This is a genomic window from Peribacillus sp. FSL P2-0133, from assembly GCF_037975445.1.
In the GTDB taxonomy this organism is placed as follows: domain Bacteria; phylum Bacillota; class Bacilli; order Bacillales; family DSM-1321; genus Peribacillus; species Peribacillus simplex_E.
The window spans coordinates 3,223,902-3,249,148 of the sequence record NZ_CP150254.1 but is presented as its reverse complement, the minus strand read 5'-3'; the positions used below and the strand labels follow the sequence as shown (position 1 = coordinate 3,249,148).

At 37.2% G+C, this 25,247-nt stretch carries 20 protein-coding genes, 1 pseudogene and 1 riboswitch; of the genes and pseudogenes, 17 read left to right on the top strand and 4 right to left on the bottom strand.

Annotation, left to right across the window (positions count from 1 at the left end):
* Positions 1-84: 84 nt before the first annotated feature.
* Together MKY17_RS15455 and MKY17_RS15450 are read left to right on the top strand one after the other, a co-directional pair.
* A complete protein-coding gene (locus MKY17_RS15455; protein WP_098369456.1) occupies positions 85-306 on the top strand; it encodes an ACT domain-containing protein in 222 nt (73 codons plus the stop codon).
* 194 nt (positions 307-500) lie between these two features.
* A pseudogene (locus MKY17_RS15450) lies at positions 501-790 on the top strand (DNA alkylation repair protein); the annotation flags it as partial.
* Positions 791-969: 179 nt separating this feature from the next.
* Here the strand turns inward: MKY17_RS15450 and MKY17_RS15445 are convergent.
* A complete protein-coding gene (locus tag MKY17_RS15445; RefSeq protein ID WP_098369457.1) occupies positions 970-1,884 on the bottom strand; it encodes a DMT family transporter in 915 nt (304 codons plus the stop codon).
* 253 nt (positions 1,885-2,137) lie between these two features.
* Between MKY17_RS15445 and MKY17_RS15440 the strand changes: the two genes are divergently transcribed.
* Positions 2,138-2,608 (top strand): Lrp/AsnC family transcriptional regulator, encoded by a 471-nt coding sequence (locus MKY17_RS15440; RefSeq protein WP_098369458.1) that lies wholly within the window; start codon positions 2,138-2,140, stop codon positions 2,606-2,608.
* Between the two features lie 683 nt (positions 2,609-3,291).
* Here the strand turns inward: MKY17_RS15440 and dapA are convergent.
* A complete protein-coding gene (gene dapA, locus MKY17_RS15435; RefSeq protein WP_339202403.1) occupies positions 3,292-4,188 on the bottom strand; it encodes a 4-hydroxy-tetrahydrodipicolinate synthase in 897 nt (298 codons plus the stop codon).
* 134 nt (positions 4,189-4,322) lie between these two features.
* Positions 4,323-4,501, bottom strand: a riboswitch (Lysine riboswitch).
* A 527-nt stretch (positions 4,502-5,028) separates the two neighbouring features.
* On the opposite strand from dapA, the gene MKY17_RS15430 reads away from it, so the two are divergent.
* Positions 5,029-5,229: a hypothetical protein gene (locus tag MKY17_RS15430; RefSeq protein ID WP_098369459.1), complete on the top strand. Its 201-nt coding sequence runs from the start codon at positions 5,029-5,031 to the stop codon at positions 5,227-5,229.
* 146 nt (positions 5,230-5,375) lie between these two features.
* On the opposite strand, the gene MKY17_RS15425 is transcribed toward MKY17_RS15430, so the two are convergent.
* A complete protein-coding gene (locus tag MKY17_RS15425; RefSeq protein WP_179890963.1) occupies positions 5,376-5,792 on the bottom strand; it encodes a DUF2690 domain-containing protein in 417 nt (138 codons plus the stop codon).
* Positions 5,793-6,276: 484 nt separating this feature from the next.
* Between MKY17_RS15425 and MKY17_RS15420 the strand changes: the two genes are divergently transcribed.
* From MKY17_RS15420 to MKY17_RS15400, 5 genes are all read left to right on the top strand, one after another.
* A complete protein-coding gene (locus tag MKY17_RS15420; protein ID WP_339202400.1) occupies positions 6,277-8,532 on the top strand; it encodes a metallophosphoesterase in 2,256 nt (751 codons plus the stop codon).
* Between the two features lie 545 nt (positions 8,533-9,077).
* Positions 9,078-10,526, top strand: a complete 1,449-nt coding sequence (locus MKY17_RS15415; protein ID WP_098369462.1) for a HAMP domain-containing sensor histidine kinase — start codon at positions 9,078-9,080, stop codon at positions 10,524-10,526.
* A complete protein-coding gene (locus MKY17_RS15410; RefSeq protein ID WP_098369463.1) occupies positions 10,523-11,209 on the top strand; it encodes a response regulator transcription factor in 687 nt (228 codons plus the stop codon). Before MKY17_RS15415 ends, MKY17_RS15410 begins: the two co-directional genes overlap by 4 nt.
* A 288-nt stretch (positions 11,210-11,497) precedes the next feature.
* On the top strand, positions 11,498-12,199 hold the full coding sequence (locus tag MKY17_RS15405; RefSeq protein WP_098369464.1) for an ankyrin repeat domain-containing protein: 702 nt from the start codon (positions 11,498-11,500) through the stop codon (positions 12,197-12,199).
* Positions 12,200-12,280: 81 nt separating this feature from the next.
* Complete coding sequence (locus MKY17_RS15400) at positions 12,281-13,240, top strand: DUF4822 domain-containing protein (RefSeq protein ID WP_098369465.1); 960 nt, start codon at positions 12,281-12,283, stop codon at positions 13,238-13,240.
* Between the two features lie 71 nt (positions 13,241-13,311).
* Here the strand turns inward: MKY17_RS15400 and MKY17_RS15395 are convergent, their stop codons facing one another.
* Positions 13,312-15,048, bottom strand: a complete 1,737-nt coding sequence (locus MKY17_RS15395) for a HAMP domain-containing methyl-accepting chemotaxis protein (RefSeq protein WP_339200154.1) — start codon at positions 15,046-15,048, stop codon at positions 13,312-13,314.
* An 880-nt stretch (positions 15,049-15,928) separates the two neighbouring features.
* Here MKY17_RS15395 and MKY17_RS15390 point away from each other — a divergent pair.
* The 8 genes from MKY17_RS15390 (at position 15,929) to MKY17_RS15355 (ending at position 25,239) form a co-directional block, all read left to right on the top strand.
* On the top strand, positions 15,929-16,957 hold the full coding sequence (locus tag MKY17_RS15390) for a TRAP transporter substrate-binding protein (RefSeq protein WP_286176852.1): 1,029 nt from the start codon (positions 15,929-15,931) through the stop codon (positions 16,955-16,957).
* A 36-nt stretch (positions 16,958-16,993) separates the two neighbouring features.
* Positions 16,994-17,566, top strand: a complete 573-nt coding sequence (locus MKY17_RS15385) for a TRAP transporter small permease (protein ID WP_260398134.1) — start codon at positions 16,994-16,996, stop codon at positions 17,564-17,566.
* A complete protein-coding gene (locus tag MKY17_RS15380) occupies positions 17,563-18,840 on the top strand; it encodes a TRAP transporter large permease subunit (protein WP_098369467.1) in 1,278 nt (425 codons plus the stop codon). Before MKY17_RS15385 ends, MKY17_RS15380 begins: the two co-directional genes overlap by 4 nt.
* 64 nt (positions 18,841-18,904) lie before the next feature.
* Positions 18,905-19,945, top strand: coding sequence for a TRAP transporter substrate-binding protein (locus MKY17_RS15375; protein WP_339200153.1), 1,041 nt, complete (start codon positions 18,905-18,907; stop codon positions 19,943-19,945).
* 24 nt (positions 19,946-19,969) lie between these two features.
* Entirely contained in the window at positions 19,970-21,220 is a 1,251-nt protein-coding gene (locus MKY17_RS15370) for a lactate racemase domain-containing protein (RefSeq protein ID WP_098369469.1), read from the top strand.
* A 64-nt stretch (positions 21,221-21,284) separates the two neighbouring features.
* Positions 21,285-23,489, top strand: coding sequence for a dihydroxy-acid dehydratase (locus MKY17_RS15365; protein WP_339200152.1), 2,205 nt, complete (start codon positions 21,285-21,287; stop codon positions 23,487-23,489).
* 63 nt (positions 23,490-23,552) lie between these two features.
* A complete protein-coding gene (locus MKY17_RS15360; RefSeq protein ID WP_098369471.1) occupies positions 23,553-24,320 on the top strand; it encodes an IclR family transcriptional regulator in 768 nt (255 codons plus the stop codon).
* Positions 24,321-24,351: 31 nt separating this feature from the next.
* Positions 24,352-25,239 carry a fumarylacetoacetate hydrolase family protein gene (locus MKY17_RS15355; protein ID WP_098369472.1) on the top strand — a complete coding sequence of 296 codons (888 nt, stop codon included), beginning with the start codon at positions 24,352-24,354 and terminating at the stop codon, positions 25,237-25,239.
* Positions 25,240-25,247 lie beyond the last annotated feature (8 nt).

The following is a 25,247-nucleotide window of genomic DNA, read 5'->3' as shown; positions in this document are numbered from 1 at the left end:
ATATATATGACTGTTTTATAGCTCCCCGCTTATTGTACTGCTACTTTACTTCAATTAAAATTTTCAGGAGAACGGCCAACACTTGTGATCCGTCATTCCGACCAAAAGGGGGTTATTGCCGAATTATCGGATATTCTTTATCAAAAAGGGTTCAATATAGCCCGAATGGCCAATGAACGTTCCAAAATCAATGGTGAAGCAATAACGGTTTGTGAAATCGACAATATAATTGAAGAAACTCTCTTATCTTTATTAAAAAGAGAGATTCCGATTATTGACGAAATTGTCTTAGTTCAAACTAAGTAGTTTCCTAAAAACTATCCATTAATCTCGCGACCGTATTTTCGCTGATGCAAAAAGCATGGTATGCGATTAAATTCAAAAAGGCATTCGGAATTAATTCGTTCCGAATGCTTTTTGTATATAATCTTAAGGATGGTTGTTTATTTTATATGCTGGTTTATCCATTATGTTCATCAGTTGTGTTATTAGCCTGGGTGAAAGTATGATTGTCAGCGGGCTGGAGTTGTTACAGCTAGCTTTTAGGGAATCGGCTAGATGTTGAATTTTCAGAAAGCAAGATTTCCAATATGCTTGATATTGAGAAAATACGATTCACGATTCTCCTGAACGAACGAAATTCGCTATGAATAATTTTCTATACACCGTGGGGATTTCATATTTGCCACTCCATGAAAAGGCAGTCGAGACTGCAAAGGCAATAGGAACAGTTGAAGTCAAACGGGACAAGAAAAAAAGCAGTTTTCTAAATGCTTACGAAAGTATTTAAAAAGAAGTCGATAAAGGAAGGCTTGGTTTTAAACGAAAAAAGTGCCAATTTTGACATCTTACATATTTTATCCGGAAAGTTTTTGAACAAACGAGCCTGTATCCACCTTGGATCAGGCTTTAATGTATATATAGAAAATTAATCACGAGAGATATTACGTTTATAGACTTTGAAAAAAATCATGCTTGAATCTGCGATTGTCTAGAATTCTTTTTAAAAATCACTTTCGCTTTAAAATGTGAGAACAAATAACAGCCTATAATCACAATACCACTACCAATTCCTTGTACCCACGTCATTTTTTCACCTAATAATAGAAAGGCTAAAATTGCAGTGAAAATAGGATTAAAATTCAAGAAAATACCTGATGTTGTTGTACCTAATTTTTGTACACCAATGTTCCAAAGTACCATACATGCTACTGTTGAGATAACGCCTGTATATAAAATAGATTGGATGAAAGAAGTATTTATATTAGACACTGTAAAATTAGAAAAATTAAACGGAAGAAGGACTATAAGTCCAAATATACCAGAATATAATGTAGACATCATGGGTGTAGTTGTTATCATGGCCCATTTGCTACAAACGGAATATATTCCCCAAACGCATACAGCAGCCATCATATATAAATCACCTGTATTAAATCGCAATGAAAGAAATAGATCAATATTTCCTTTTGAAAGTACAAGTATTACGCCAATAAGCGAAAAAAACATAGAAAACATTTGTAGAATATTAATTCTTTCTTTTAAAAGGAAAAATGAAAAAACAGCAATTGAAATCATGTTTAATGTTGATATTAATCCAACATTAGTGGCGGATGTTTTCTCTAATGCTGCAAATTGTAAAAGATTAAATAGAACCACACCAGTAATTCCCATCAAAAATAAAGGAAGGATTGCAGTTCGAGGGGGAAATATCTTTCTTTCTTTCCACCATACAATTGGCAAAAGACAACTAATAGCAATGATCCACCTTAAACTCGTCAAAGTCATCGGAGAAGCATGACCGACAAGCGATTTTCCTACGACAAAGTTCCCGCCCCATAATAAACTTGTTAAAAGTAATAACGAAAAATAATAATACTGCATATCTTTTTGCTCCTTTTCAGCTTTCACAGTTTAAGTGAAAAAAGATCGAAGCCATTGTGCACAATGACATTTCAATTTTCATAATTAATTACTGCTAATTTTAACATTATAGTTCGTTACTTTATATATTATTTTGTATAATAGAAGAAACTTAAAATAATAATAAAAAATATTACTGATATACAGAATTAAATTAAGTTTTGCTATTGGGATGATACTGTTTTTGGAACAATTGTAAAAGGAGTGACTATAAGTGGAATCTATCGTAAGCAAGGTTCTAGATAATGTTGATATTCAAATTTTAGATTTACTACAAAAGGATGCACAATTAAGCAATACTGAGCTTGCAAAGCGTGTCAAGTTATCTCCACCAGCTATACATTCAAGGATAAAACGTTTGGAAAATGAAGGATTTATTAATGGACAAGTAGCAATTTTAAACCAGGAGAAGCTAGGTTTTGATTTATTATGTTTTATTTTTATGAGTACGAATATACATCAAGCTGAAAAACTGGAAGTTTTGGAGAAGGCATTAGCTTCTATGTCAGAAGTATTAGAGTGCCATTGTTTAACAGGTGAGTATGATTATCTTTTAAAAGTGGCTAACAAAGATCGGAAGGAATTAGAAATATTTATTAGAAAGCTAAATAAACTAGGCATAACAAGAATTCAAACTAGCCTAGCTCTCAGAGAAATTAAATATTCAACAGTTTTACCCATATAGAAAAAAAGTCCCGTTCGTAAAAGTACACTTTTACGAACGTTTTTTGATAGAACAAGAGAGAGAAAAGTAGAAGAAGGAATAAAAAAATGAAGTCCTTAAATTTGGAAACATACAAATCTGCAGCATGGATCAAAATGAAGGACCGCAACTTCAGGCCATGAGAAAAAAGGGGTTGGATAAAAAAACTTGTCAAAAAAAATAGCCTTTGCTAAAAAAGAACATAGGCTATTTATTCATTATCAAGTTATTTGAGTAGATATAAATCCATTTTTAATTTGAACTATAATGTTCGCTCAAAATTTTGAACGTCTTTTGATTTTGTTAAGGAGGATTATAGATTGGATAATAAGGAACGACTCTGTCTTTCAATAATTACATATCAACATCACTAGAAATACTAAGCTTATGATCAATCCCCGATTAAATCATTGCTATAGAAAATTTGAAAAATTTAAAATTCCTACTTGATGCACCATATATTTTTCTTGAAAATGTAAATTCTCCTTTTGCCCTTAATCTTATAAAATCATTATATGCTCAACTAGTTTAAGCACTGAGCCGTGCATCGATTAAAAAGCAGTACACTTCTTTCGGAGTTGCACTGCTTTTTTTAATTTCTCCCGTTTATTATGATTTTTAATCAGAAAATCGGTATTGAAGACTCGCTTAATGAAACATAAAGTTTAATTACTTAACAAAATTGCTTCTGCGTTACTCGGTTGAAGAGCTATTTGTAGTGCACTTTTTTCTTCATAGTTTAAAGGGACCAATGGTAAGCGGACACCTCCAACATTTAACCCCCGCATATTTAATGCTGATTTTACCGGCGCTGGGCTTGGTGCAGCAAATAATGCCTTCATAATTGGAAGAAGGTTACGATGTGCAGTGGCAGCACCATGGACATCACCATTTTTAAAGCTATTGATCATTTCTTGCATTTCATTACCAATTATGTGTGAAGCAACCGAAACAATGCCTGTTCCACCGATGGCTAAAACCGGTAGTGTTAACCCATCATCGCCGCTGTACAATGTAAAATCGCTAGTTGTCTTGCTTATGATTTGTGCCATGGCATCTAAGTCACCACTTGCCTCTTTTACTGCCACAATATTGTTGATTTTTGAGAGGCTAACAATCGTCTCCACTGACATGTTCACAACACTTCGTCCTGGGATATTATAAAGCATTACCGGCAATGATGTTGAATGGGCAATAGCACTAAAGTGCTGAAATAATCCTTCTTGAGACGGCTTGTTATAATATGGGGTAACGAGCATGATTCCGTCGACTCCTGCTGCCTCTGCTTGTTTTGTTAAGCTGATAGAAGCCTTCGTGTTATTTGAGCCAGTTCCAGCTATGACTGGAACTCTTCCATCAACAAATTCTACAACAATTTTGAATAAATCGACTTTCTCTTCTTCAGTTAATGTAGGAGACTCTCCAGTTGTACCAGCTATTACTAATCCATCAGAACCATTAGCAATTAAATAATCTACTAAAGTTCTCGTAGCATTAAAATCAACCTCATCATTATGATTAAACGGGGTAACCATTGCGGTTAAAACTTGGCCAAAATTCATAACTTCACACCCTTTTGTATAATTTTTTAAAAAATTCAGAGGTGGTTTGGGCCATTCAGGAGTAAACGCAAAAAAGCAACAACGAGGATTCGCTGCTGCAGTAGAAACAATATTTATCAAAAAAATGTTTCCGCGCATAAGATAGCCCTCCATATAGTTTCCTATATGACAGTCCTGCATTTATTCAATAGCAGAACCAGCTTCAAGAACATGAGATTCTTTCCGCTTCGGCAAATTCCCCTTTCCACAATAGTCATAGGATCTCATTCTCCTCAAAATGTGTACTAATGGTCTTTGCTCCTCTATCCTCACTTCAAAAAGTATGAAGTAAGAAAATATTTAATTGACTGTAATATAACAAGGAATCCTTATTATTGCAAGGCCAATTTAAAATATTTTTTTAGAATACATGGATAATCAATGAAAATGGATACGGTATAGGGGCTGGATTTTTCTTTTTTAGTATTATGTAATCTCAACATTAATAGTTTTATAAAACAAACTGTATGAAAAGTTTCACTCTTTTATAGTCAGTTTTACAATTGATATATCTTATAGATAATTAGTATTTATCTTATGAATCCTTAGAATAATGATCAAGGTGGGGAGGACAACATGATAAATATAAAACTAACAAAGGAAAGAAAAGATATGAAAATCCGTGACGTTTGGGAAGCAAGAAAACGGATCGCTTCAATTTAAGGAGGACTCCATTGATTCAATTATACTATCATAATAAATTGAAAAGGGATGGCCATTAATGACATCAAGCTAATGTTAACAACCTATCCAAAGATAAAATTATCTTTCGTCCAATAAAAACTGATCAGAAGCAATTGCTTGCACGAGGGAAAAAAACCGGAGGAGTTCGACAGCATTGTAGCTGGCAATTTTACCAGCGAGTATGTTGCTGAAAATGGAAATAAATCCGTAGCCAACAAGATTAAACTTATTGAACTACTTGGTGCTTCCATTCCATTCAGGATTGGAACGAGTACGTATAAACAGCATACGTCGTTCCAAATCCATGAGCTGGAATGATAAAATCCATTAAGATCCGTGGGATTGTTAACAAAGAAAATTGATCAGGCATTGAACTGCGAAATGGACTGTACTAATTAGGAAAACTGAGGAAAGTTGCCCAAAACGCAATTCCACCGAGAAAAGTCGTTAACAGGAAGTTTGCATTAATAACGACCAGTGTTCGCAGAAATAATGAGAGCCCCGCTTGAAGAATAAATACCTGCTTTGGCCAAAGCATTATACGGATCTAAATTCCATAATTGTGCAGTATAACAGGATGTCTGGCCTTTCATTATCCATCCGTTACCACCGGAACTAGCACAACTTGTAAATGCTCTCTTGGTCTTGCCATTAAAACTGTCAACCCAAACATTTGCATAATAATCGTAAGGAGCAGCCGAATAAAACTTTAAGTAACCCCACGCCGTATGACAATACGCACTTCCTTTTAGCTGCACATATCCAATTTTCACACCGTTTTTATAAATATATTCCGTTTCATAAGTGATTGGGCTTTTAGAAGCACAACCTGTCGAATAAGGGTTTGTATTATCGTAGGACAAGGCAAATGCTTTATTCATCGGTCCAATCGCAAAAAACAGTCCAAAGACAAGCGTTATTACCATCACAATATTTAATAATTTTTTTATAATAACCTCTCTCCTTTCCTTCTTCTCGACTTTACCATATGAAAATTGGTATTTCTATGTACTTTGGAATCATTTACCATATATATAAATATTACTATAACCCGGATAACTACGTAGTTAAGGGATAGTTCCCCATTCACATCAAGCAATGGCAATTCATTACTACAAGCGAAAAATTATCTTAAGTTTTCCTCCAGAATCAATTTAAGTGAACGGAGGATTATTGGCCATAGGTATTTTTTGATTTATTAATATTTAAATTACACTGAACTAATATTTTATTAATAATGTAAAGTTACTATTTAAATTGGTAAACCACATAAAAATTTAAAAATGAGGAGGATATTTGTCTTTTTGCAAAATACTTACATAATTAAAGCGGCTAAACGATAAATAGGAGGAATTGATTTTGAAAGTGAAAAATAAATTTGCTGCAATGTTGACAGTTGTAACTGTAGGATTAACAACATCTTTATCAAATGTACAAGCATTCTCGGAATCTTCAAATTCAGATAATAAACGTAAACCGGAGCTCGTTTTTCCTGTAATCAGTGATGTACATATAGATGATGGATCATCTGCTGATATGAACAAGTTTAGAACAGCCATGGATCAATTAAACAAAGCTGCGCCTAAACAGGATGCTTTTGTTGTCGTTGGGGATTTAACGGACTATGGATACGCTACTGAATATGATAAGTTTTTCTCCATTTATAATGAGAAGAAACAAGGGGATGTCCAATCCATGTTTACAATGGGAAACCATGATTATTGGAATGGACTTTCAGTAGAAAAAGCACAAGATCGTTTTCTCGAGAAAACAGGAATGGATTCTCTTTACTATCATAAAAAAGTAAATGGATATGATTTTATTACGTTAAGTCCGGAAAATGGTAATACGCATGGTTTATATTCTGTTAATCAAATTAACTGGCTAGGCGAAAAGTTAGCTGCAGCAGAAAAAGAGAATCCGGACCAACCAATCTTTGTTTTTCTTCATCAACACATTAAAGGCACTGTGTATGGAAGTGACTTATGGGGAACTCAGGAAAATAAAGAACTTTTATATGATACATTAAAGAAACATCCACAGGTTATTACATTTTCAGGCCATTCTCATTATCCACTTGAAGACCCTAGAACGATTCATCAAAAAGACTTTACGTCTGTAGGCACGTCTTCTGTAAGTTATTTGGAATTAGAGCCGGGCAAACTTCAAGGGTTTCATCCTGAAGGATATCGGGATATTAGTCAAGGTATGATTGTAGAAGTTTATAATAATGAAGTTGTCCTTAAAAAACGTGACTTTCATAAAGACGATTGGACAGGAAAACCATGGGTAATCAAAAATCCTTCTAAAAAAAATAACTTTAAATATACAGACGATCGAGATCAGTTACCACCGGTTTTTGCAGTTAAAGACAAGGCTTCGATTGTAAAAGAAAAATCGACACTAAAAAGTTTAAATGTTACATTACCGCAGGCAAAAGATAACATGCTAGTACATTCTTATCACATTACAGCCAAAAACAAGGAAACAGGGGAGTTAGACGCAGACTTTACCGCATTTTCTGAATTCTATATTGATCCTGTTCCAAAGAATTTAGAGTTCCCTGTAGCTGGTCTTAAGCCAGGTACAGATTATGAAATTAAGGTACAAGCACTAGATTCATTTAACAATAGCAGTAAAAAGGTGTTACTGGCTGAAGGCCAGACAAAAGCCCTGGAAATGGTCTCAGCACTAGCTTCTCCTTCTTTAGTAACGGAAGGTGAATCGACTACACTCCAAGTGAAGATGAAAAATTTTGGAAATGGTAGTGTGAAGGGGAAAATTAAAGTTGATGCACCTGAAGGTTGGAGTTTGGAGCACAATGAACTTGATTATGAGCTTTCGGGAACTGAAGAAAAAATGTTGCCAATTAAAGCTACACCTAGTAAGGAAAGTTCCGGATCATCACAATTCACGATTACTGCTTACGAGGGCGGCCAAATAATTGGCTCCAAGAATATAAATGTATTCGTAAACATGTTGCTTGGAGAAAGTTTTGACCAATTAGAGTCTGGATTAAAGCCAGCAGTGAATGAAAACATTCCAAGTTCTATTCTCGGTTGGAGCCATGCAGCCCCTAACGGCTGGTCGGTGACAAATAGCTCAAATATGCCAGCCGGTACAATGGAGTGGCAAGGTTGGAGCTTCACAACAAAGGACTTTTGGACAAAAGCAGAAGACCAAGATCGTAACAAATTTGAGCTTGGTCAAGGTGTTATAGCTGTAGCGGATCCTGATGAATGGGATGATAACGGTTCACCATCATCAAAAGGTTTTTTTGATAGTACATTAACTTCACCTTCTGTAAAAGTTGATGGTGCAAAAGATCTGTACTTAGGATTTGCATCCCATTATAAACAAGAAGGAACGCAAACAGCTGAAGTAACTGCTGTCTTTGATAATGGGGAAAAACAACAAGTTCTCGTTTATGACAATAAAGCTGCTTCCGATAATAAAAATGGACATGTTTTGAATAAGTATGAAGTTAAATCGATTAAGGTTCCTGAAGATGCTTCTTCGATGACAGTACAATGGAGAATGCATAATGCGAAAAATAATTGGTTTTGGTCGATTGACGATATTAGATTGGATGACCAAATGATCGTTTCACCAAATGAATGAGAAGAACAGGTGAACTTTTCTTGAAATTTGTATTAGTAAAAAGCGGACTTTCCTTAAGGGGTAAGTTCGCTTTTTCTTAATTTATAATGGTTTATCACTCATTTATTTCGTATCTTTGTTAGGATAATACATCAAAATAAAGGTATAGTTATTAATTTATTAATCATTGAAGTGCAGCTTTATTTAACTCTTGGATAATTTATAAACCATTCCATTATTATAAAAGGTAGGATGAAAATCTAATATTTTATCAAAAAATTAGCTAGCCGAGACCCGAGAGAAGCTTTCGTCGAGGAGGCTTGGCATACAGTAGGCAGAAATGGAGCGATTTCTGAAAACAACTGGAACGTTTTATAATTAAAAAATTGTAGACCGACATAGAATTTTTTCTATGTATTTTAGAAAATTTTAAGATTTGTGTGATATGTTTTTTTAAAGTTCTAAGAAAAATTATCGTGGAAAACATTTTCCATGCAAGAACAGCGGATAAACGGTGAACTTTTCTATAAAAGCGTAAACGAGAGATCGATATGGGGTGAAAATATTTGTCAATTAAAATGAGGTTTCTATTGTCCTACGTTGGCGTAATTCTTATTTCCATCACTTTATTTTTAGCAGCTGGATTTTTACTTACTTTTGCAATAACAGGCGATATAAAATCGATAGAGCATTTATACAAAAAATCTTATCTCCAAAAACCTTTGACTGCAGTAGAAGAAAGTGTGTTTCTCGATTTAAAGCTTTTGGCAAAAAATAATCCAGAGCAGCTTTTGAATGAAGAACAGCTGGAGAAGATTGAACATAGAGATATTAAGATTGTCGTTAGAAAAGATAATAACATTGAGTATACGTCTCCCACACTTGATAAGCTAGGCTTGGTTCAATCACTTCCTATGTTCGAAGAAACGAACATCAATACGCGGGACACAATCAAAATGAAAGACACTTTTTTCACATATGTAAAGTTTGATTTTTATTTTTCTGATAAAAGTGAAGGAAGTATTTTTGTATTGAGAAAGGCAAGTTCCTTTGCTGAGCTGACCCGCGAGTCATTTCCCATTTTATTCGCGCTATTGTTATTACTGTTTGTAATGATTATTGGACTTTTAAATTATTTAGTTTCAAGAAGCATCATCAAACCTATCTCAATACTTAAAGAAGGAGCAGAGCGTATAAAATCAGGAGATTTAAACTTTGAAATCAAAGCGACTTCGAATGATGAAATAGGACAATTGAATAGGGAGTTTGAGGAAATGAGAAAAAAGTTAAAAGAGTCCGTAAACCTTCAGCTTCAGTATGAGGAAAATCGTAAAGAACTTCTTTCCAATATTTCTCATGATTTGAAGACACCGATCACTTCGATTATGGGATATGTAGAGGGGATAAAAGACGGAGTAGCAAACACCCCACAGAAGATGGACAAGTATTTATCGACTGTATACCTAAAAGCAAGAGATATGGATTCATTGATAGATGAATTGTTTTTATTTTCCAAGCTGGATTTAAAAAAAGAACCATTCACTTTTGAAACGGTCAGACTAGATAAATATTTAATAGACTACGTAGATGAACTTCAATTGGATTTACTTCAACAAGGAATCCAGATTGAACTTCAACAGCTGCATGAACCGATACACGTGACAGCGGATAGAGAGAAACTAAAACGTGTATTGGCCAACCTAATCAGTAATTGTGTAAAGTATATGGATAAAAATGAAAAACACATTTCCATTTCTCTGCATGAAGGACAATATGATGTAGTCGTACAAGTAACAGATAATGGCTATGGAATAGAATCTTCTGCATTGCCTTATATTTTTAACCGCTTTTATCGTGCTGAGCAATCTAGAAATTCTCTGACAGGTGGAAGTGGTTTAGGGCTTGCGATCGCAAAAAAAATTATCGGCGAGCATGGAGGAGATATTTGGGCTACTAGCGAGATAGGAAAAGGAACAAGTGTCTTCTTTTCCATAAAGAAAGGTGAGGAAATGTGAAAAAGATATTACTTATTGAAGACGAAGTCAGTATTGCTGAATTGCAAAGGGACTATTTGGAAATAAATGATTTTAGCGTCGATATTCAACATACAGGTGATGCAGGTCTCCAACAGGCCCTTCAAGGAAATTATCATTTAATCATTTTAGACATCATGCTTCCAGGAATGAATGGATTTGAGATATGCAAACAAATACGTGCAGTCCATAATATTCCGATATTGCTTGTATCCGCCAAAAAGGAAGATATTGATAAAATTCGGGGACTTGGTTTAGGGGCAGATGATTATATTACAAAGCCATTTAGTCCAAGTGAACTAGTTGCGAGAGTGAAAGCGCATTTAGCGCGATATGAACGTTTATCAGGAAGTCACCCCAAATCTAATTCAATCTATGTTCATGGGATTTCAATAGATAAGTCAGCACGCAGAGTTCACATAAATGGGGAAGTGGTCCCGTTTACAACGAAGGAATTCGATACTTTAGTGTTTTTTGTCATGCATCCGAATCAAGTATTAAGCAAAGAGCAGCTTTATGAAAATATTTGGGGGTTGGAATCGGCTGCAGATGTTTCGACTGTCACCGTCCATATCAGGAAACTACGTGAAAAAATTGAAAGAAATCCTGCACATCCTAAATTTTTGGAAACCGTTTGGGGAGCAGGGTATCGCTTTAATGTTTAAATAGCATGTTTTATGACCCGTCACGAAGGTGGCGGGATTTTTTTATAAACATTAAGAAATTTTATGAATAAGTTAATCATTTTTTAAGAAATTGTTTAGAGGGAGTTTAAGAATAGGCACTAATATAATGAAGACGGAATAAGTAAGCAACTAAAAATAAAAGGGAGAAAAAAACCTCATGCACCTTAAAAAGCATTTTAGAACAAGCTCTTTTGTTTGGTGCATCAAAATGACGGAAAATCTTTTTGGGGCAGATGATGTACAAACGGGGAAAGGATGGTGTGTTTCATGTGGAGACGGCTAACGATTGTCATCTGCTGCCTTTTCACCCTTCAAGCCTGTGTCTTAGATAACGAAGGAGAGTTAAATAAACAAGAAAAGGAGACAGGAAAGGGAATGAATGAACAACTGATTCAAGCTGTAGAACGAAATGAAACGGAAAGAATAAGAAGTTTGATTGAGCAAGGTGCTGATATTAATACACAGGACTCGGAAGGGCGAACCGCCACTATGATTGCGACTTATAACAATGATGTAGAGACTGCAAAAATCCTTATTGAAGCGGGTGCAGACGTCAACATTCAGGATGACATGAAAAATAGCCCCTTCTTGTATGCCGGTGCTGAAGGTTATGTAAATATACTTAAACTTGCAATTGAAGCAGGTGCCGACCCGTCTATTACAAACCGTTATGGAGGAACGGCTTTAATCCCTGCTTCGGAACATGGTTATGTTGAGGTTATTAAAGAACTCCTTACTAAAACCGATATTGATGTGAATCATGTAAATGATCTCGGCTGGACAGCTTTACTAGAAGCTATCATTTTGAATAATGGTGATGGAAAACAGCAGGAAACAGTGAAATTGCTAATTGATCATGGGGCAGATGTCAACATCCCTGATAATGGTAGTATGACACCTATACAACATGCCCGTGAGAAAGGATTTAAAGAGATTGAACAAATTTTACTATCCGCAGGAGCAAAATAACCGATCGCCGATACTTGCAATTTGAAATGTCAATTGCACTACTAATTAATTACAACCATAAAATATTGAGGAGACGAAAAAATGAACAAAAAAGCAAAAATTTCATCATCTATACTACTTGGGTTAACATTGGCCTTAACAGGATGCAACACAAACGCACAAGACAATCAAAGTGCTCAGAAGCATGAACAAACTGCTAAAGAGAGTAAACAAGAACATAAGTTAACCGCAGGACAGGAAATGACTAAAATTCTTAGTGACACGAATTGGCAAGGAACAAAAGTTTATGATAAGAATAATAATGATTTAACAAAGGAAAACGCAAACTTTATTGGTCTAGCGAAATATGATGCTGAAGCATCGAGATATGAATTTTTTGATAAAAATACTAAAAAAAGTCGTGGTGATAAAGGAACTTTCTTTATCACAAATGGGAAGATGCGAGTGTTAATTTCAGAATCAATGGGTTACCAAGCCGTTGTTGAAATAACAGAACTGAATAAGGATATGTTTACTTATAAAAGAATGGGTAAAGATGCAAAAGGTAACGACGTAGAGGTGTTTGTTGATCATATTCCTTATACTGAAACAGAACTTTCCTTTACTGATCCAGACAAAAAATTGGAAACTTACACAGGAGAAGTAGTTACAGACGTTGATGGTGACAAAATTTTATCCAGCACTCCATGGCAAGGAACGGTGGCATTGGATGAAAAGGGAAATGATGTATCAAGCTATAACTCGAATTATTTAGGACTGGCAAAATACGATGATAAAACAAATAAGTATGAATTTTTTGATGCTAAAACCGGTGAAAGCCGTGGTGATTACGGCTTTTACGATGTTGTTCATGGAAATAAGATAAGAGCCCTTGTTTCACAAGGGGAAAATAAGTATGGCGCAGTTCTTGAACTTACAGAGCTTAATGAAGATAAATTCACTTATAAAAGAATCGGTAAAGATAAAGATGGAAAAGAAATAACGATAACAGTTGAACATATACCATATGAAGGTAATTTGAAACTAAAATCAACTAAGTAAAATAGAAAGGGATTTTGCATTAAAGCAAAATCCCTTTCTTAATATAGTAATAGAATAGTGGTTCAAGATGTTTACGCGTTAAACTGTTCAACAGATGTTTCCAGGTCATTAGCGAGTTTTACCATCGAGGAGGTTGATAAGGAAATATCCTCCATGGATTTCGCTTGTTGATCTGTTGATTGTGCCACTTGTTTTGAAGCCACTGCTGTTTCCCTTGTTAACACTGCAAAATCTTCTATCGAAGCATTGATTTCCTGAGAACTTGCTGCCATTTGCTCTGTAATGGCTGATATTTCTTGAATCTGATCACTAACATGCTCAAAAGATTTTATAGTCTGTTTAAAAGTTTCTCTTGTATTCAGGACAAATTTTGTCCCTTCCTCTACTTCTTTAGTTCCAGTTTCCATCATTTTCACTGACTCATTTATGATGGATTTAAAATGTAGTAGGGACTCTTGTATATTGATAGCAGATTCCTTCGTACCTACTGCCAATTTCCGTACTTCGTTCGATACCACCGCAAAACCTTTACCCTGCTCACCGGCTCTAGCAGCTTCAATTGCCGCATTTAGTGATAGCAGGTTTGTTTGCTCGGCAATTCCTGTAATTAAATGTACAATATTCACAATTTCATTTGCTTGTTCGTCCAATTTCTTTATTTTTGAACTTGTTTGCAGCATCACACCTTTTACTTGCAGAATTTGATTTGAGAGTTCATTTATATCTTTATTTCCAATGGACATTCTAGTTGAAACATGATTTGTCTGTTCGCTGACTTCTGAAGAAGCTTCTGCAATTCTTTGTATCCCTATGGTCATTTCCTCGATGCCCCTCGATGATTCTTCACTTCTGTGCAATTGTACTTCCGCAGCTCCTGCGACTTGCTGAATGCCATTAACGATATATTGTGTGGAAGTATCCATTTCTTTGATTTTGTGTTCGATATCACTTGATGACTCCAAAAGCTGGAATGATGAGCTTTTCATGGAGTTGACGATCCTACTTGTATTGGTAATCATTTCTTCAAAGGATTTCACTAAAACCTTGATTTCGTCGTTCCCATTTACTTTTATGTTGCTAATCAGTTTATTGGCAGTTAATAAATACCCATTTGAGATCTCCTTTGCAGCCAAGCTGACTTTAAGAAGGGGACTTAACTTTTTAGTCAAGAACCATATTAAGGCACTCACTACGATTGCCATTAAGATTACATTGATTATTATGGTCAGTGGAAGGATGCCGCACAGAACCTTGCTGGCAGTTGCGTCGACTTTGCTGGCATCAATATCCACCCCTAGTATTCCTATGACCTCGTCCCCTTTCTTTATGGGAACAAAAACGGATAAATAGTCACCATATTCAGGATCATGAACGATGGAAGTGGTAGAAACCTTTCCCTTCATGACTCTTTCTACATCCTGATATGAAGTTGCGGTTGTGGGTGTTAAAATGGGGGATGCTTTTTTATCTCCATTACCCATTCCATCTATAAGAATATGGACTTTTTCGCTACTTTCGTTAATCCCCAATGTATATACATATAATGCTCCAGTTTTTTGCCTATAATCGTCTAACTGTTCGCGTATCTCCCAATATGTAGAGGTTTCGGATTGATTACTTAAAAAATCAGCATAAGATATTGGATTTATTCCTTGAGAGATGTTGCTTGCTATGTCTAAGCTGCTCATAGCGATTGTTTTCTCAACCGTATCATTTGTACTTTTATACATCAATAGTAAACTTCCAATTAATGTAATGACCATGCCTGTTAAAAGGACAAAACCTATTTTCGTACTGAGTTTATTCATCTTTGTTTATTCCTTCCCCGCGTTATATATTAACCATGTTTTATATATCGGTAATAATTAAATATATTTAATGAGACCTTTTTAAAACCTTCTGGTGGAGTTTTTATTCATTTAGTCTTTAACCTGTTGTAATAGAGGTTCGTAATGAAAAGATCTCAATATTAATAATGGATTGTAATTTTTCAAAAGTGAAAAAAAGATATATACCTTTAAAAATGGAATATATCTATTGAAGGAAATGGACGGGTGAATAAACATACTAACAAGGAAAAAATTAAACAGACGAATACCACTCTGATAAAGCGGAAGATCAAATAAAAAATAATTTCTTGAAGACAGATTTTTCAGCAGGAAATACAAATTCCCGACTAAAAGTTCAATTAAAAAGAGTAGAGGAATGTATTTTTAAGAAAACCTGGTTTTGTATGATTTTCTATTCTATAAATATCCTAGTATAGAAAAAAATAAATTTTCTTTTGCGTTCTGATTCCATAAATCTTGACTGGAAGGATGAAATTATTAAATGTTGAACCTCTAAATATTAATTAGTGAAATAAAGGATTTGTTAAATTGTTATAAAATTCAAAAAATGGTTTGACATTAGTAAAAATGGAAGCTTATAATCAACGTAAGATTTCAAATTCAAAAACCGAGTTTTATATTATAGAACAAATTACTCTTAAAAGTAATCGTTTAAAAAGTCATGAATCAACTTGAAAAACGCAATTAGAGGTGAAGTGTTTTCCTTACTCCGAATAAAACAAAAACGGAGTTTTATATTATAAAACAAAATAATTTTGGCTTATACAAGGGTGAGGAGAAGTTATTAAGATAGGTCATAAATGATAACGCTTACAAAAAACTTTGGGGAGGGTTTTTATTGAAAAAAAGAAAGCTTTTTGTATTATCCACAAGCTTAACTCTAGCAATGGCATTCCTTTTATCAGGATGTAGTGGAGGCGAGGGAGAAAAGACCAGTGGATCTGGAGTTGAAAAGAAAACGATAAAAGTGGCAAATTATTTTGCTGAAAATCATCCTCAAAACATTGCATTGAAAGAAAAATTCAAAAAAATAGTTGAAAAGGAGAGTAATGGTGAACTAGAGGTTCGGATTTATGCGAACAGTACATTAGGTGCAGAAAAGGAATTTTATGACGGCGTCAGAAATGGAACGATTGAAATGGGTGTTCCAGGACTAATTATGCAGTCGGACATTCCTAAAATGGGTGTTCCGGAATGGCCCTTCCTATTTAGGGATTACGACCATGTAAAGAAGGTATTGAATGGACCTATCGGAGAGGAATTGACAGAAGAGCTTGATCCAAAACATGGAGTGACACCGCTTGCTTGGAGTGCAAATGGATTTAGGATGTTTTCGAGTAATCGTCCAATAAAGAGTATGAAAGATTTTGATGGACTTCGACTCAGAATGCCGAACATCCCGAATTACATAAAATTAGGTGAATCATTGGGAGCGAACGTTAGCCCATTACCTATTTCAGAAGTTTTTACCGCACTTGAACAAAAGGTAGTTGATGCTCAAGATAATCCAATTGCCACGCTGAGATCCTCGGGGTGGAATGAAGTTCAAAGTGATGTACTGGAATCCAAGCATATGTTCAGCCCCAATATTTACATTATCAATAGCAAATTCTATAAAGGGCTAACAAAGGAGCAACAAAAAATCATACAAAAAGCAGCAAAAGAGTCGGCAGCATATGAGTTTGAATTGATGGAAAAAAGTTATGAAGATGACAAAGCATATCTTAAGGATAATGGAATCAAATTCACTACGCCTGACGAAGACTTTTTAGAAAAAATGTTAAAAGCATCTCAACCTGTTTATGATGACGTCTTTAAGGAAAATGACTGGGCGGAGGAGCTCGTCGGAAAAATAAAAGCAGAATGAAGCAGGCGCTCTAGATAGGAAGGGGGAGATGTATAGGTGAATAAAATATCCAGAATCTTGGAAAATTCGTTAAACATTATTATGGCAGCTGCTTTAGCAATAATGGTCGTGCTCGTGTTTGGTAATGTAGTTCTTCGTTATTTCTTTAATTCAGGAATTACTTGGTCAGAAGAAATGTCAAGGTATCTCTTTATTTGGTTGACGTTCCTCGGCGCCATCGGAGCTTTCAAAAACAAAGAACACTTAGGTGTCGACATGGTCATTAAACGGCTCCCGAATAAAATGAAAAAAGTGGTACTTGTTATTAGTGATTTGATGATGTTATTCGTTCTTCTCTTAATCCTGGATGGAAGCTGGAAAATGACTATGATAAACATTGATAGTGCTGCACCGGCCACTGGAATGCCACTGGCTTTTGTATATGGTACAGGTATTCTTGTAAGTATTTCAATGGGCAGTATGATCATTTTCAATTTGTATCGGATTTTCTTCAATAAAATTAAAGACGAAGAATTGGTGATGATAAGTGAGTCAGAAGAGCTAATTTCCCTCCATGCTGATGATTTTGAGTCAGATATTAGGATAGTTAAGGAGGAGAAGCAGGGATGATAGGTGTATTTGTCGGATCTTTACTGGGAGCCATGGGACTTGGAATACCTATTGCATTTGCCTTACTTGTTAGTAGCGTAGTGCTTATGTACTTTCTTGGTATTTTTGATAGTCAAATTATCGCACAAAACCTAATCAGTGGCGCGGATAACTTTCCTCTAATGGCTATACCGTTCTTTATGCTGGCAGGAGAGGCGATGAATCGGGGCGGTTTATCACGGCGTATCGTTGAGATGGCAATGAATTTGGTTGGCCATATCAAGGGAGGCCTTGGCTATGTTGCGATCATTGCGAGTGTGTTGTTTGCGAGTTTATCAGGATCTGCTGTTGCCGATACGGCAGCGCTTGGGGCTATATTAATTCCAATGATGGTGAAGTCTGGTTATGATGTGAACCGTTCAAGTGGGTTGATTGCATCAGGTGGTATCATTGCCCCGATCATTCCGCCAAGTATTGGCTTTATCATTTTCGGTGTCGCGAGTGGTGTGTCCATTACAAAGCTGTTCATGGCAGGAATCGTTCCAGGTATTTTACTAGCGGTTGGACTTACGGTTACCTGGGCCATTGTTGCACGAAAAGATAAAGTCGCCGTTAACCCCCGAGCTTCAGCAAAAGAAATACTTACTTCTTTTCGTCAAGGCATTTGGGCTCTATTCCTGCCCGTCATTATCATTGGTGGATTGAAATTCGGTTTATTTACACCTACTGAAGCGGCAGTGGTGGCTGCAGTCTATGCAATATTTGTCGGTCTTGTAATCTATCGCGAAATGAAAGTGAAAGATTTGTATGAGGTCTTTGTCCATGCAGGAAAAATGACGAGTGTTGTCATGTTTCTAGTCGCTGCAGCACTCGTGTCATCCTGGCTGATAACTGTAGCCGATTTACCTGGTCAGGTAATTGGATTGCTTGAGCCATTTATGGATCATCCATTCCTTCTATTAATAATGATAAACCTATTGGTTATCGTAGTCGGAACTGCTATGGATATGACGCCGACAATCCTTATTCTAACACCTGTCTTGATGCCATTGGTGGTCGCTGCAGGTATTGATCCAGTTTACTTTGGTGTCCTGTTTATCCTGAATAACGCCATCGGTTTACTTACACCACCTGTCGGAACCGTTTTAAATGTCATGTGCGGCATAAGTAAGATCAGTATGGAAGATATCATGAAGGGGATTTGGCCTTTCTTGCTCGTTGAAGTGATTGTATTGATCTTGTTGATTTTGTTTCCTTCCTTAGTGCTGGTTCCTCTAGAATGGTTTACCTCCTAAAGGAATTTATCAAGTAATTGGTCTGTATGCTGATATTCAACTTATTTAATAGGAGGAAATGAAAATGAATAATTTGTTCAAACGTTTGGCGGTTGGAGTTTTACTGCCGGCAGTACTGCTATTAAGTGCTTGCGGAAGCGGACAAAATGAAAGCGCTTCAGCTGACGGTATTCAGAAAAGAACAATCAAAGCAGGGATCGGAAATAGTAAAATGCATCCACAAGGAAAAGGAATGGAGAAATTTAAAGAACTGGTTGAAGAAAAAAGCGGGGGGAAAATGAAAGTCCAAAACTTTTTTGATGCCACCCTCGGAGATGATCAGAAAATGACAGAAGCTCTTCAAGGTGGCTTACAGGAAGTAACTGTTCCTTCAACCTCACCACTTGTTGGTATGATTAAGGAATTTGGAATTTATGACTTCCCATTTGTCTTTAATAATGAAGAAGAAGCTTATACAGTACTTGATGGTGCAGTAGGCAAAAAACTTTTGGATAAATTACCGGAACATGATTTAGTAGGTTTGGGATACTGGGAAAATGGTTTCCGAAACTTAACCAACAGCAAACACCCTGTAAAAACGGCTAACGATTTCAAAGGTCTTAAACTTCGTACCATGCAAAATGAAGTGCATTTAGATGCATTTTCAAAGTTAGGGGCGAATCCATCGCCGATGGCCTTCTCTGAAGTATTTACTGCACTGGAAACAGGCACAGTTGATGGTCAGGAGAATCCACTCGCAACAATTCAAACGCAAAAATATAATGAAGTGCAAGAATACTTAAGTCTTACAAATCATGTTTATACACCATTTGTATTCCTTGTAAGTAAAAAGTTCTGGGATGACCTATCAGAACAAGAGCAAGAAATCATGAGTGAGGCCGCACAAGAGGCTGGAAAGTATCAACGGGAAGTTAACCAAAAAGAAAATGAAAAAGCACTTAAGTATCTAAAAGAAGAAGGAATGAAAATCAATGAAGTAAAGCCGGAAGAAATTGAAAAAATGAAGAAAATCATCCAACCAGTGACGGACGAATATGCTCAAAAATTCGGGCCGGATCTTGTAGAGGAAATGATGAGCGAAGTTGAAAAAGTACGCGGTAAATAATCCAGACTGTTTGGAGGATTGAAAATGGACATTATCTCTGAACTTTTACGTGAAATCCAATTACCGAAAATGGTCAAAGTGAGGCAGAAATTTCATACACTTCAAATCGCTGATGTAGCTGGTGAGGTGAAGAAGGCGATAAAAGAAGCAGGTGTTTTATCAAGAATAAATGAAGATGACAGGGTGGCAATTGCAGTAGGAAGCAGAGGGGTAGCGGACCTTCCTACTCTAGTAAGAGAAACGGTGGCTGCCGTTAAGGAGGCTGGCGGCAATCCTTTTATAGTCCCTGCAATGGGGAGCCATGGGGGTGCTACAGCGGAAGGACAAATCGATGTGTTGCTTCAGCTGGGTATTTCAGAAGAATCGGTTGGAGCGCCAATACTGTCATCGATGGAAGTTATTAAACTGGATGAATTGCCAAATGGGCTCCCTGTCTATATTGATAAGCTTGCATATGAATCAGATAAAATCATAGTCATTAATCGGATAAAACCACATACGGCATTTCGTGGACCGGTTGAAAGCGGACTAATGAAAATGATTACAATCGGTTTAGGCAAGCAAAAGGGAGCCGAAGCTGCACATGCATACAGCTTTAAGTATATGGCGGAACATGTCCCTGAAATGGCGAAAATCTCTTTAGCAAAAGCTCCTATCATATTTGGTCTTGCGACTATTGAAAATGCCTATGATAAACCAGCGAAAATCGTCGCAGTCCCCGCAGAGGAACTGGAGGAAGTGGAACCGGGACTATTGCTTGAAGCAAAATCAATGATGCCAAAAATCCATTTCGATTCGATCGACGTACTTATTGTAAATGAACTCGGAAAGGATATTTCGGGGGATGGAATGGATCCGAATATTACGGGTAACTTCGCCACTCCATATGCTACCGGGGGGCCAGACGTTAAACGGACCGTTGTACTTGGACTTACTGAAAAAACTCACGGTAATGCAAACGGCATTGGCATGGCTGATATGACGACGAAGGCCGTCATGAATGAAATCGAATGGGAAAAAGGCTATGCCAATGCACTCACAAGCACAGTGACAGATGTAGTAAAGCTCCCAATGTTTTTAGATACGCAGGAATTGGCTGTTAAAGCTGCTATCAAAACGTGCAATGCCTTCGATTTGAATAAAGTGAGAGTGGTAAGAATAAAAAACACGCTTGAAATCGGTGAAATTTGGATTTCTGAAAGCATGAAGGAAGAAGCTTTAAAAAACAAAAATATAGAGCTCCTTTCAGAACCAGAAGAATTGGCACTAGACTAAAAACCTTCGTTAATATTTTTAGAGAATGGAAGAATCCATTTGAAATCAGAAAAGGAGTGCTGAAATGACACACCTATATCCACTAATTGATAACGAAATAAACCCTTACCGCGATAATGTACAGGGAAAAGCAAATGAACCCATTACGGTTGCGGGTCTGTTGGACCGTTCGAAGCTGACGCTTGGCTCCACATATGAAGGGGGGAAGCCTGATTGGACGCTTGAAGAAATTTATATGCGGCTCGAGAGGAATGCCCCGCGTATCGCAATTATCGGTGGTTCGTCCGATCATCCGGCCCATATAATGGATTATCAAACGTCGGCACGGGCAGCAATCCGCATCTGGCAAAACGGCGGCGTGCCGTTTCATTTCTCGACACCGGTAATGTGTGATGGAACTGCGCAAAACAATCAAGGAATGAGTTACTCTCTCCAGAGCCGAAACGCGGTTGCACAAATGGTTGTCAACCAGCTAGAAGCTCACAGTTATCATGGTGCATTCGTCATTCAAGGGTGTGATAAGCAGCCTCTTGGTGTTGTAAGTGCACTCGCACATGTTGATCGTGTTCGCCGAAACCGTGGTGAAGCTCCCTTTTTCGCAACATTCGCGCCTGCTCACGTATTAGAAGGCGGTTCGATTCCAGCTGACGTGATCGAGGAATTGGAAACTCTTGCGAAAAAAGCGGAAAATAAAGGAGCTACTGATGTAGCCGTTGATTTACGAGATACGATGGCATATATATTGCAATGTTCATCGAATACTGCATTTCAGGGTGTGTTTGAAAGGGCGTATGAACGTGGAATATTGACGAAGGAACAGCATAAATATTTTGAAATGAGACTTGCTGTCGCAACATGTGACGGGCAGGGAGGTGTATGTGCCTTCAATGGTACGGGTAATAGTTCACGTCATTTAGTGGCAGGCATGGGTCTCGTTCATCCAGCCGTGGAGCTGTTAACCGATCCACCAACACAACGCCAGATTAACTCGGTGCTTGATAGCTTTGCCGGCATGATAAATGAAGAGCGCTACGGCGTGGCCAACATTGTCGCTGCGAACATAAAAAATGCAATCCGTATTCACAGCGCCTCGGGTGGTTCTACTAATTTAATGATGCATATTGTTGCAGGCATGCTTTATGCAGGATTCAAATTCAGCTTATGGGACCTTGACCGCATACATCATTCACATCCAATTCCTGACTTATTTGATTACAGTTTGACAGAAGGAAGGGACATTTATTCACTTGCGATGCAGTGTTGCAGCGGGACAAGCAGGGGAATGGAAACACTTTTTTATGAACTTATCGAGAATGGTGTACCAATGGATCAGGATGCGCCGACTGTCGCAGCAAAAACCTGGAAAGAACGTCTTTCGATTACAAGTAGCCTAAAAGCGGTTAATGTAAAGAAAAATCAGGTCATTTTATCCAATCCACGCCGTGGATTCAGTGGTGTAGATGTATTAAAAGGAAACTTCTTTGAAAGCGCCGTTGTTAAAATCAGCGGAATGCCGACACCTCAGCTTGACCAATTCGATGATAAGCTGGCATTTGTCCTTTATTATGAAAATGAAGATGATGCAAATAAAAGCCTGCTCGATTCAAATCTGCTTTCAAAAATAAAAGAGCAAAGGCTTTTTGAACATAATCTATTGCTAGAATCTCTTAAATACAACAATGAGCCGGAATGGTCTCTTCTAAAAACTGCTTCCTATGGGGAGTTATTTGACAGGATGGTTGAAGAAGGCACATTGAAAATTGCGATCATTATCTCAGGGCAGGGGCCAGTAGCATTCGGAATGCCGGAAATGTTTACACCAATGCAACACATCAATGCAAATCGTGTTATGAAAAAAATCGCTACAATCATAAGCGACGGCCGCTATTCAGGAGTCACATATGGTGCTGCTATAGGACATATGACACCGGAATCGTATGAAGGCGGCGGTATTGGTTTACTTAAATCAGGGGATGTAATTCACCTTCAGCTTCGTAATCGACGGATTGATTTTGTAGATGCTACTCCACTTCATTCAGGAAAGGTTGTTCATGATTTTGCAGATCATTCTAAAGAAGAAAGACAATCATTGGCAGCTGAACGTAAGCAGCGGATGAAAGTTAGACAAAAAATGGTTGCGGCCAGCAACAGGATGTTTGGACATACAGATGCAGCAAATGGTGTTGTTCCAATCGCTGTAATTGAGGATGCGGTACTTGATTATGAACAGGATATATTACTCCAAGGAAAAAAAGTTGAAATAAAGTGAGGAATGCTCGTCATAAATCCGATAAGATAAAGGTAGACAGAATTATAAAAGGAGTGAGGAACGATGCCTATCATCCAATCGGTGGAGCGTGCCTTGAAAATATTGGATTTATTTGATGAGCGTGAGCGCGAACTAACTATCACAGAGATAAGCAAGCGAATGAATTTACATAAAAGTACGGTTCATTCACTATTAAAAACTTTACAGGAGCATCACTATATTTCACAAGGCGAAGAAAATGGAAAATATTCGCTAGGATTAAAGCTATTGGAGAGGGGAAGTGTTGTTGTGACCCATCTCGATTTGCGCAACGTAGCAAGAAAACATCTTGAATGGCTTTCAGCAACAACGAATTTAACACTGCACCTTGTCATATTAGACGGGCAGGAAGGCGTCTATGTTGATAAAGTGGAGGGCACTGGGGTAACGGTCCTCTATTCCCGTATTGGCCGACGTGTTCCGATTCATACGAGTGCAGTTGGCAAATCTCTTGTTGCAACCAAAACGGATAGTGAAATGGATTTGCTCTTGGACGGCTATGATTATACGGGACCGACCGAAAAATCGATTAGATCCAAGGAGCAGTTTTTAGCGGAAATCAAAAAAGCCCGCATTAATGGCTATTCAATGGATAATGAAGAAAACGAACCGGGCATTTACTGTCTTGCTGTACCGATAAGAGATTATTCAGGAAAGGTAATCGCTGCAATGAGTGTATCGATGCCTGCTTCGAAAGTAAATGAAGAAACACATGAGTATTATGTACGTCTCTTAAAGGAATGCAGCAGTAAAATTTCGCAGGAGCTCGGTTATGAATATCAAAAAATATAAATGAGGCCTGCCATTTAGGAGGAACTAGAAAATGAGAATTATTCGCTATGTAAAGGAAAATCAGAAACAACTTGCTGCCGTGACAAACGAAAACAATGTGGTGGATCTTCCATTTACAGATTTTATGTCGTTGATTACAGCGGCACGCCATGATAACAGAACGGCGTTTGACATTGTAAAACAAATTGTCGCCGAAGGGGAAAAGCGGCCATTGGAAGGTCTTCAATTAACAACGCCTATCGATGCACCGGAAGTATGGGCATCTGGCGTTACGTATAAGAAAAGCAAGGAAGCACGTAACTACGAAGCAACACAAGGAAAGCTGGACCGCCAAACTTTCTATGACAAAGTTTATGATGCAGTGCGTCCTGAGATTTTCTTTAAATCGACTGCAGCAAGAACCGTGGGCCCGAATGATCCGGTATACTTGCGTTCTGATTCAAAATGGCAAATTCCGGAGCCGGAGCTTGGTCTTGTCATAGATAAAGAGGGAACGGTACTCGGATATATTGCAGGTAATGACATGAGCTGCCGTGATATTGAAGGTGAAAATCCGCTTTATCTTCCACAGGCAAAAGTATGGAAAAACTCTTGCTCCATTGGACCGGCCATCTTGTTAAAAGAGGCTGTTCCGGATCCATATGAGCTTAAAATCATGTGCCGTATTTATCGAAATGAAGAAAAAGTATTTGAAGGTGAAGCGAAAGTAAACCAACTGAAACGAAAATTGGAAGAGCTTGTCGACTATTTAGTCTTAGATAACACTGTTTTTGACGGATCAGTGTTACTTACAGGTACATGCGTGGTTCCGCCAAATGAATTTACATTGAAAGGGGATGACCGAATCGAAATCGAAATACCAGGGATTGGAGTATTAAACAATCCGGTTATCCAAAGTAAAGCAGTTCAAACAATTTAAGGGGTGAC

Excerpts from the sequence above, each read along its gene's own strand:
- MKY17_RS15405 (WP_098369464.1), top strand. The coding sequence starts at position 11,498 with ATGTGGAGACGGCTAACGATTGTCATCTGCTGCCTTTTCACCCTTCAA.
- MKY17_RS15355 (WP_098369472.1), top strand. The coding sequence starts at position 24,352 with ATGAGAATTATTCGCTATGTAAAGGAAAATCAGAAACAACTTGCTGCC.
- MKY17_RS15360 (WP_098369471.1), top strand. The coding sequence starts at position 23,553 with ATGCCTATCATCCAATCGGTGGAGCGTGCCTTGAAAATATTGGATTTA.
- MKY17_RS15375 (WP_339200153.1), top strand. The coding sequence starts at position 18,905 with ATGAATAATTTGTTCAAACGTTTGGCGGTTGGAGTTTTACTGCCGGCA.
- MKY17_RS15425 (WP_179890963.1), bottom strand. The coding sequence starts at position 5,792 with ATGAATAAAGCATTTGCCTTGTCCTACGATAATACAAACCCTTATTCG.
- MKY17_RS15445 (WP_098369457.1), bottom strand. The coding sequence starts at position 1,884 with ATGCAGTATTATTATTTTTCGTTATTACTTTTAACAAGTTTATTATGG.
- MKY17_RS15380 (WP_098369467.1), top strand. The coding sequence starts at position 17,563 with ATGATAGGTGTATTTGTCGGATCTTTACTGGGAGCCATGGGACTTGGA.
- dapA (WP_339202403.1), bottom strand. The coding sequence starts at position 4,188 with ATGAATTTTGGCCAAGTTTTAACCGCAATGGTTACCCCGTTTAATCAT.
- MKY17_RS15365 (WP_339200152.1), top strand. The coding sequence starts at position 21,285 with ATGACACACCTATATCCACTAATTGATAACGAAATAAACCCTTACCGC.
- MKY17_RS15395 (WP_339200154.1), bottom strand. The coding sequence starts at position 15,048 with ATGAATAAACTCAGTACGAAAATAGGTTTTGTCCTTTTAACAGGCATG.
- MKY17_RS15370 (WP_098369469.1), top strand. The coding sequence starts at position 19,970 with ATGGACATTATCTCTGAACTTTTACGTGAAATCCAATTACCGAAAATG.
- MKY17_RS15400 (WP_098369465.1), top strand. The coding sequence starts at position 12,281 with ATGAACAAAAAAGCAAAAATTTCATCATCTATACTACTTGGGTTAACA.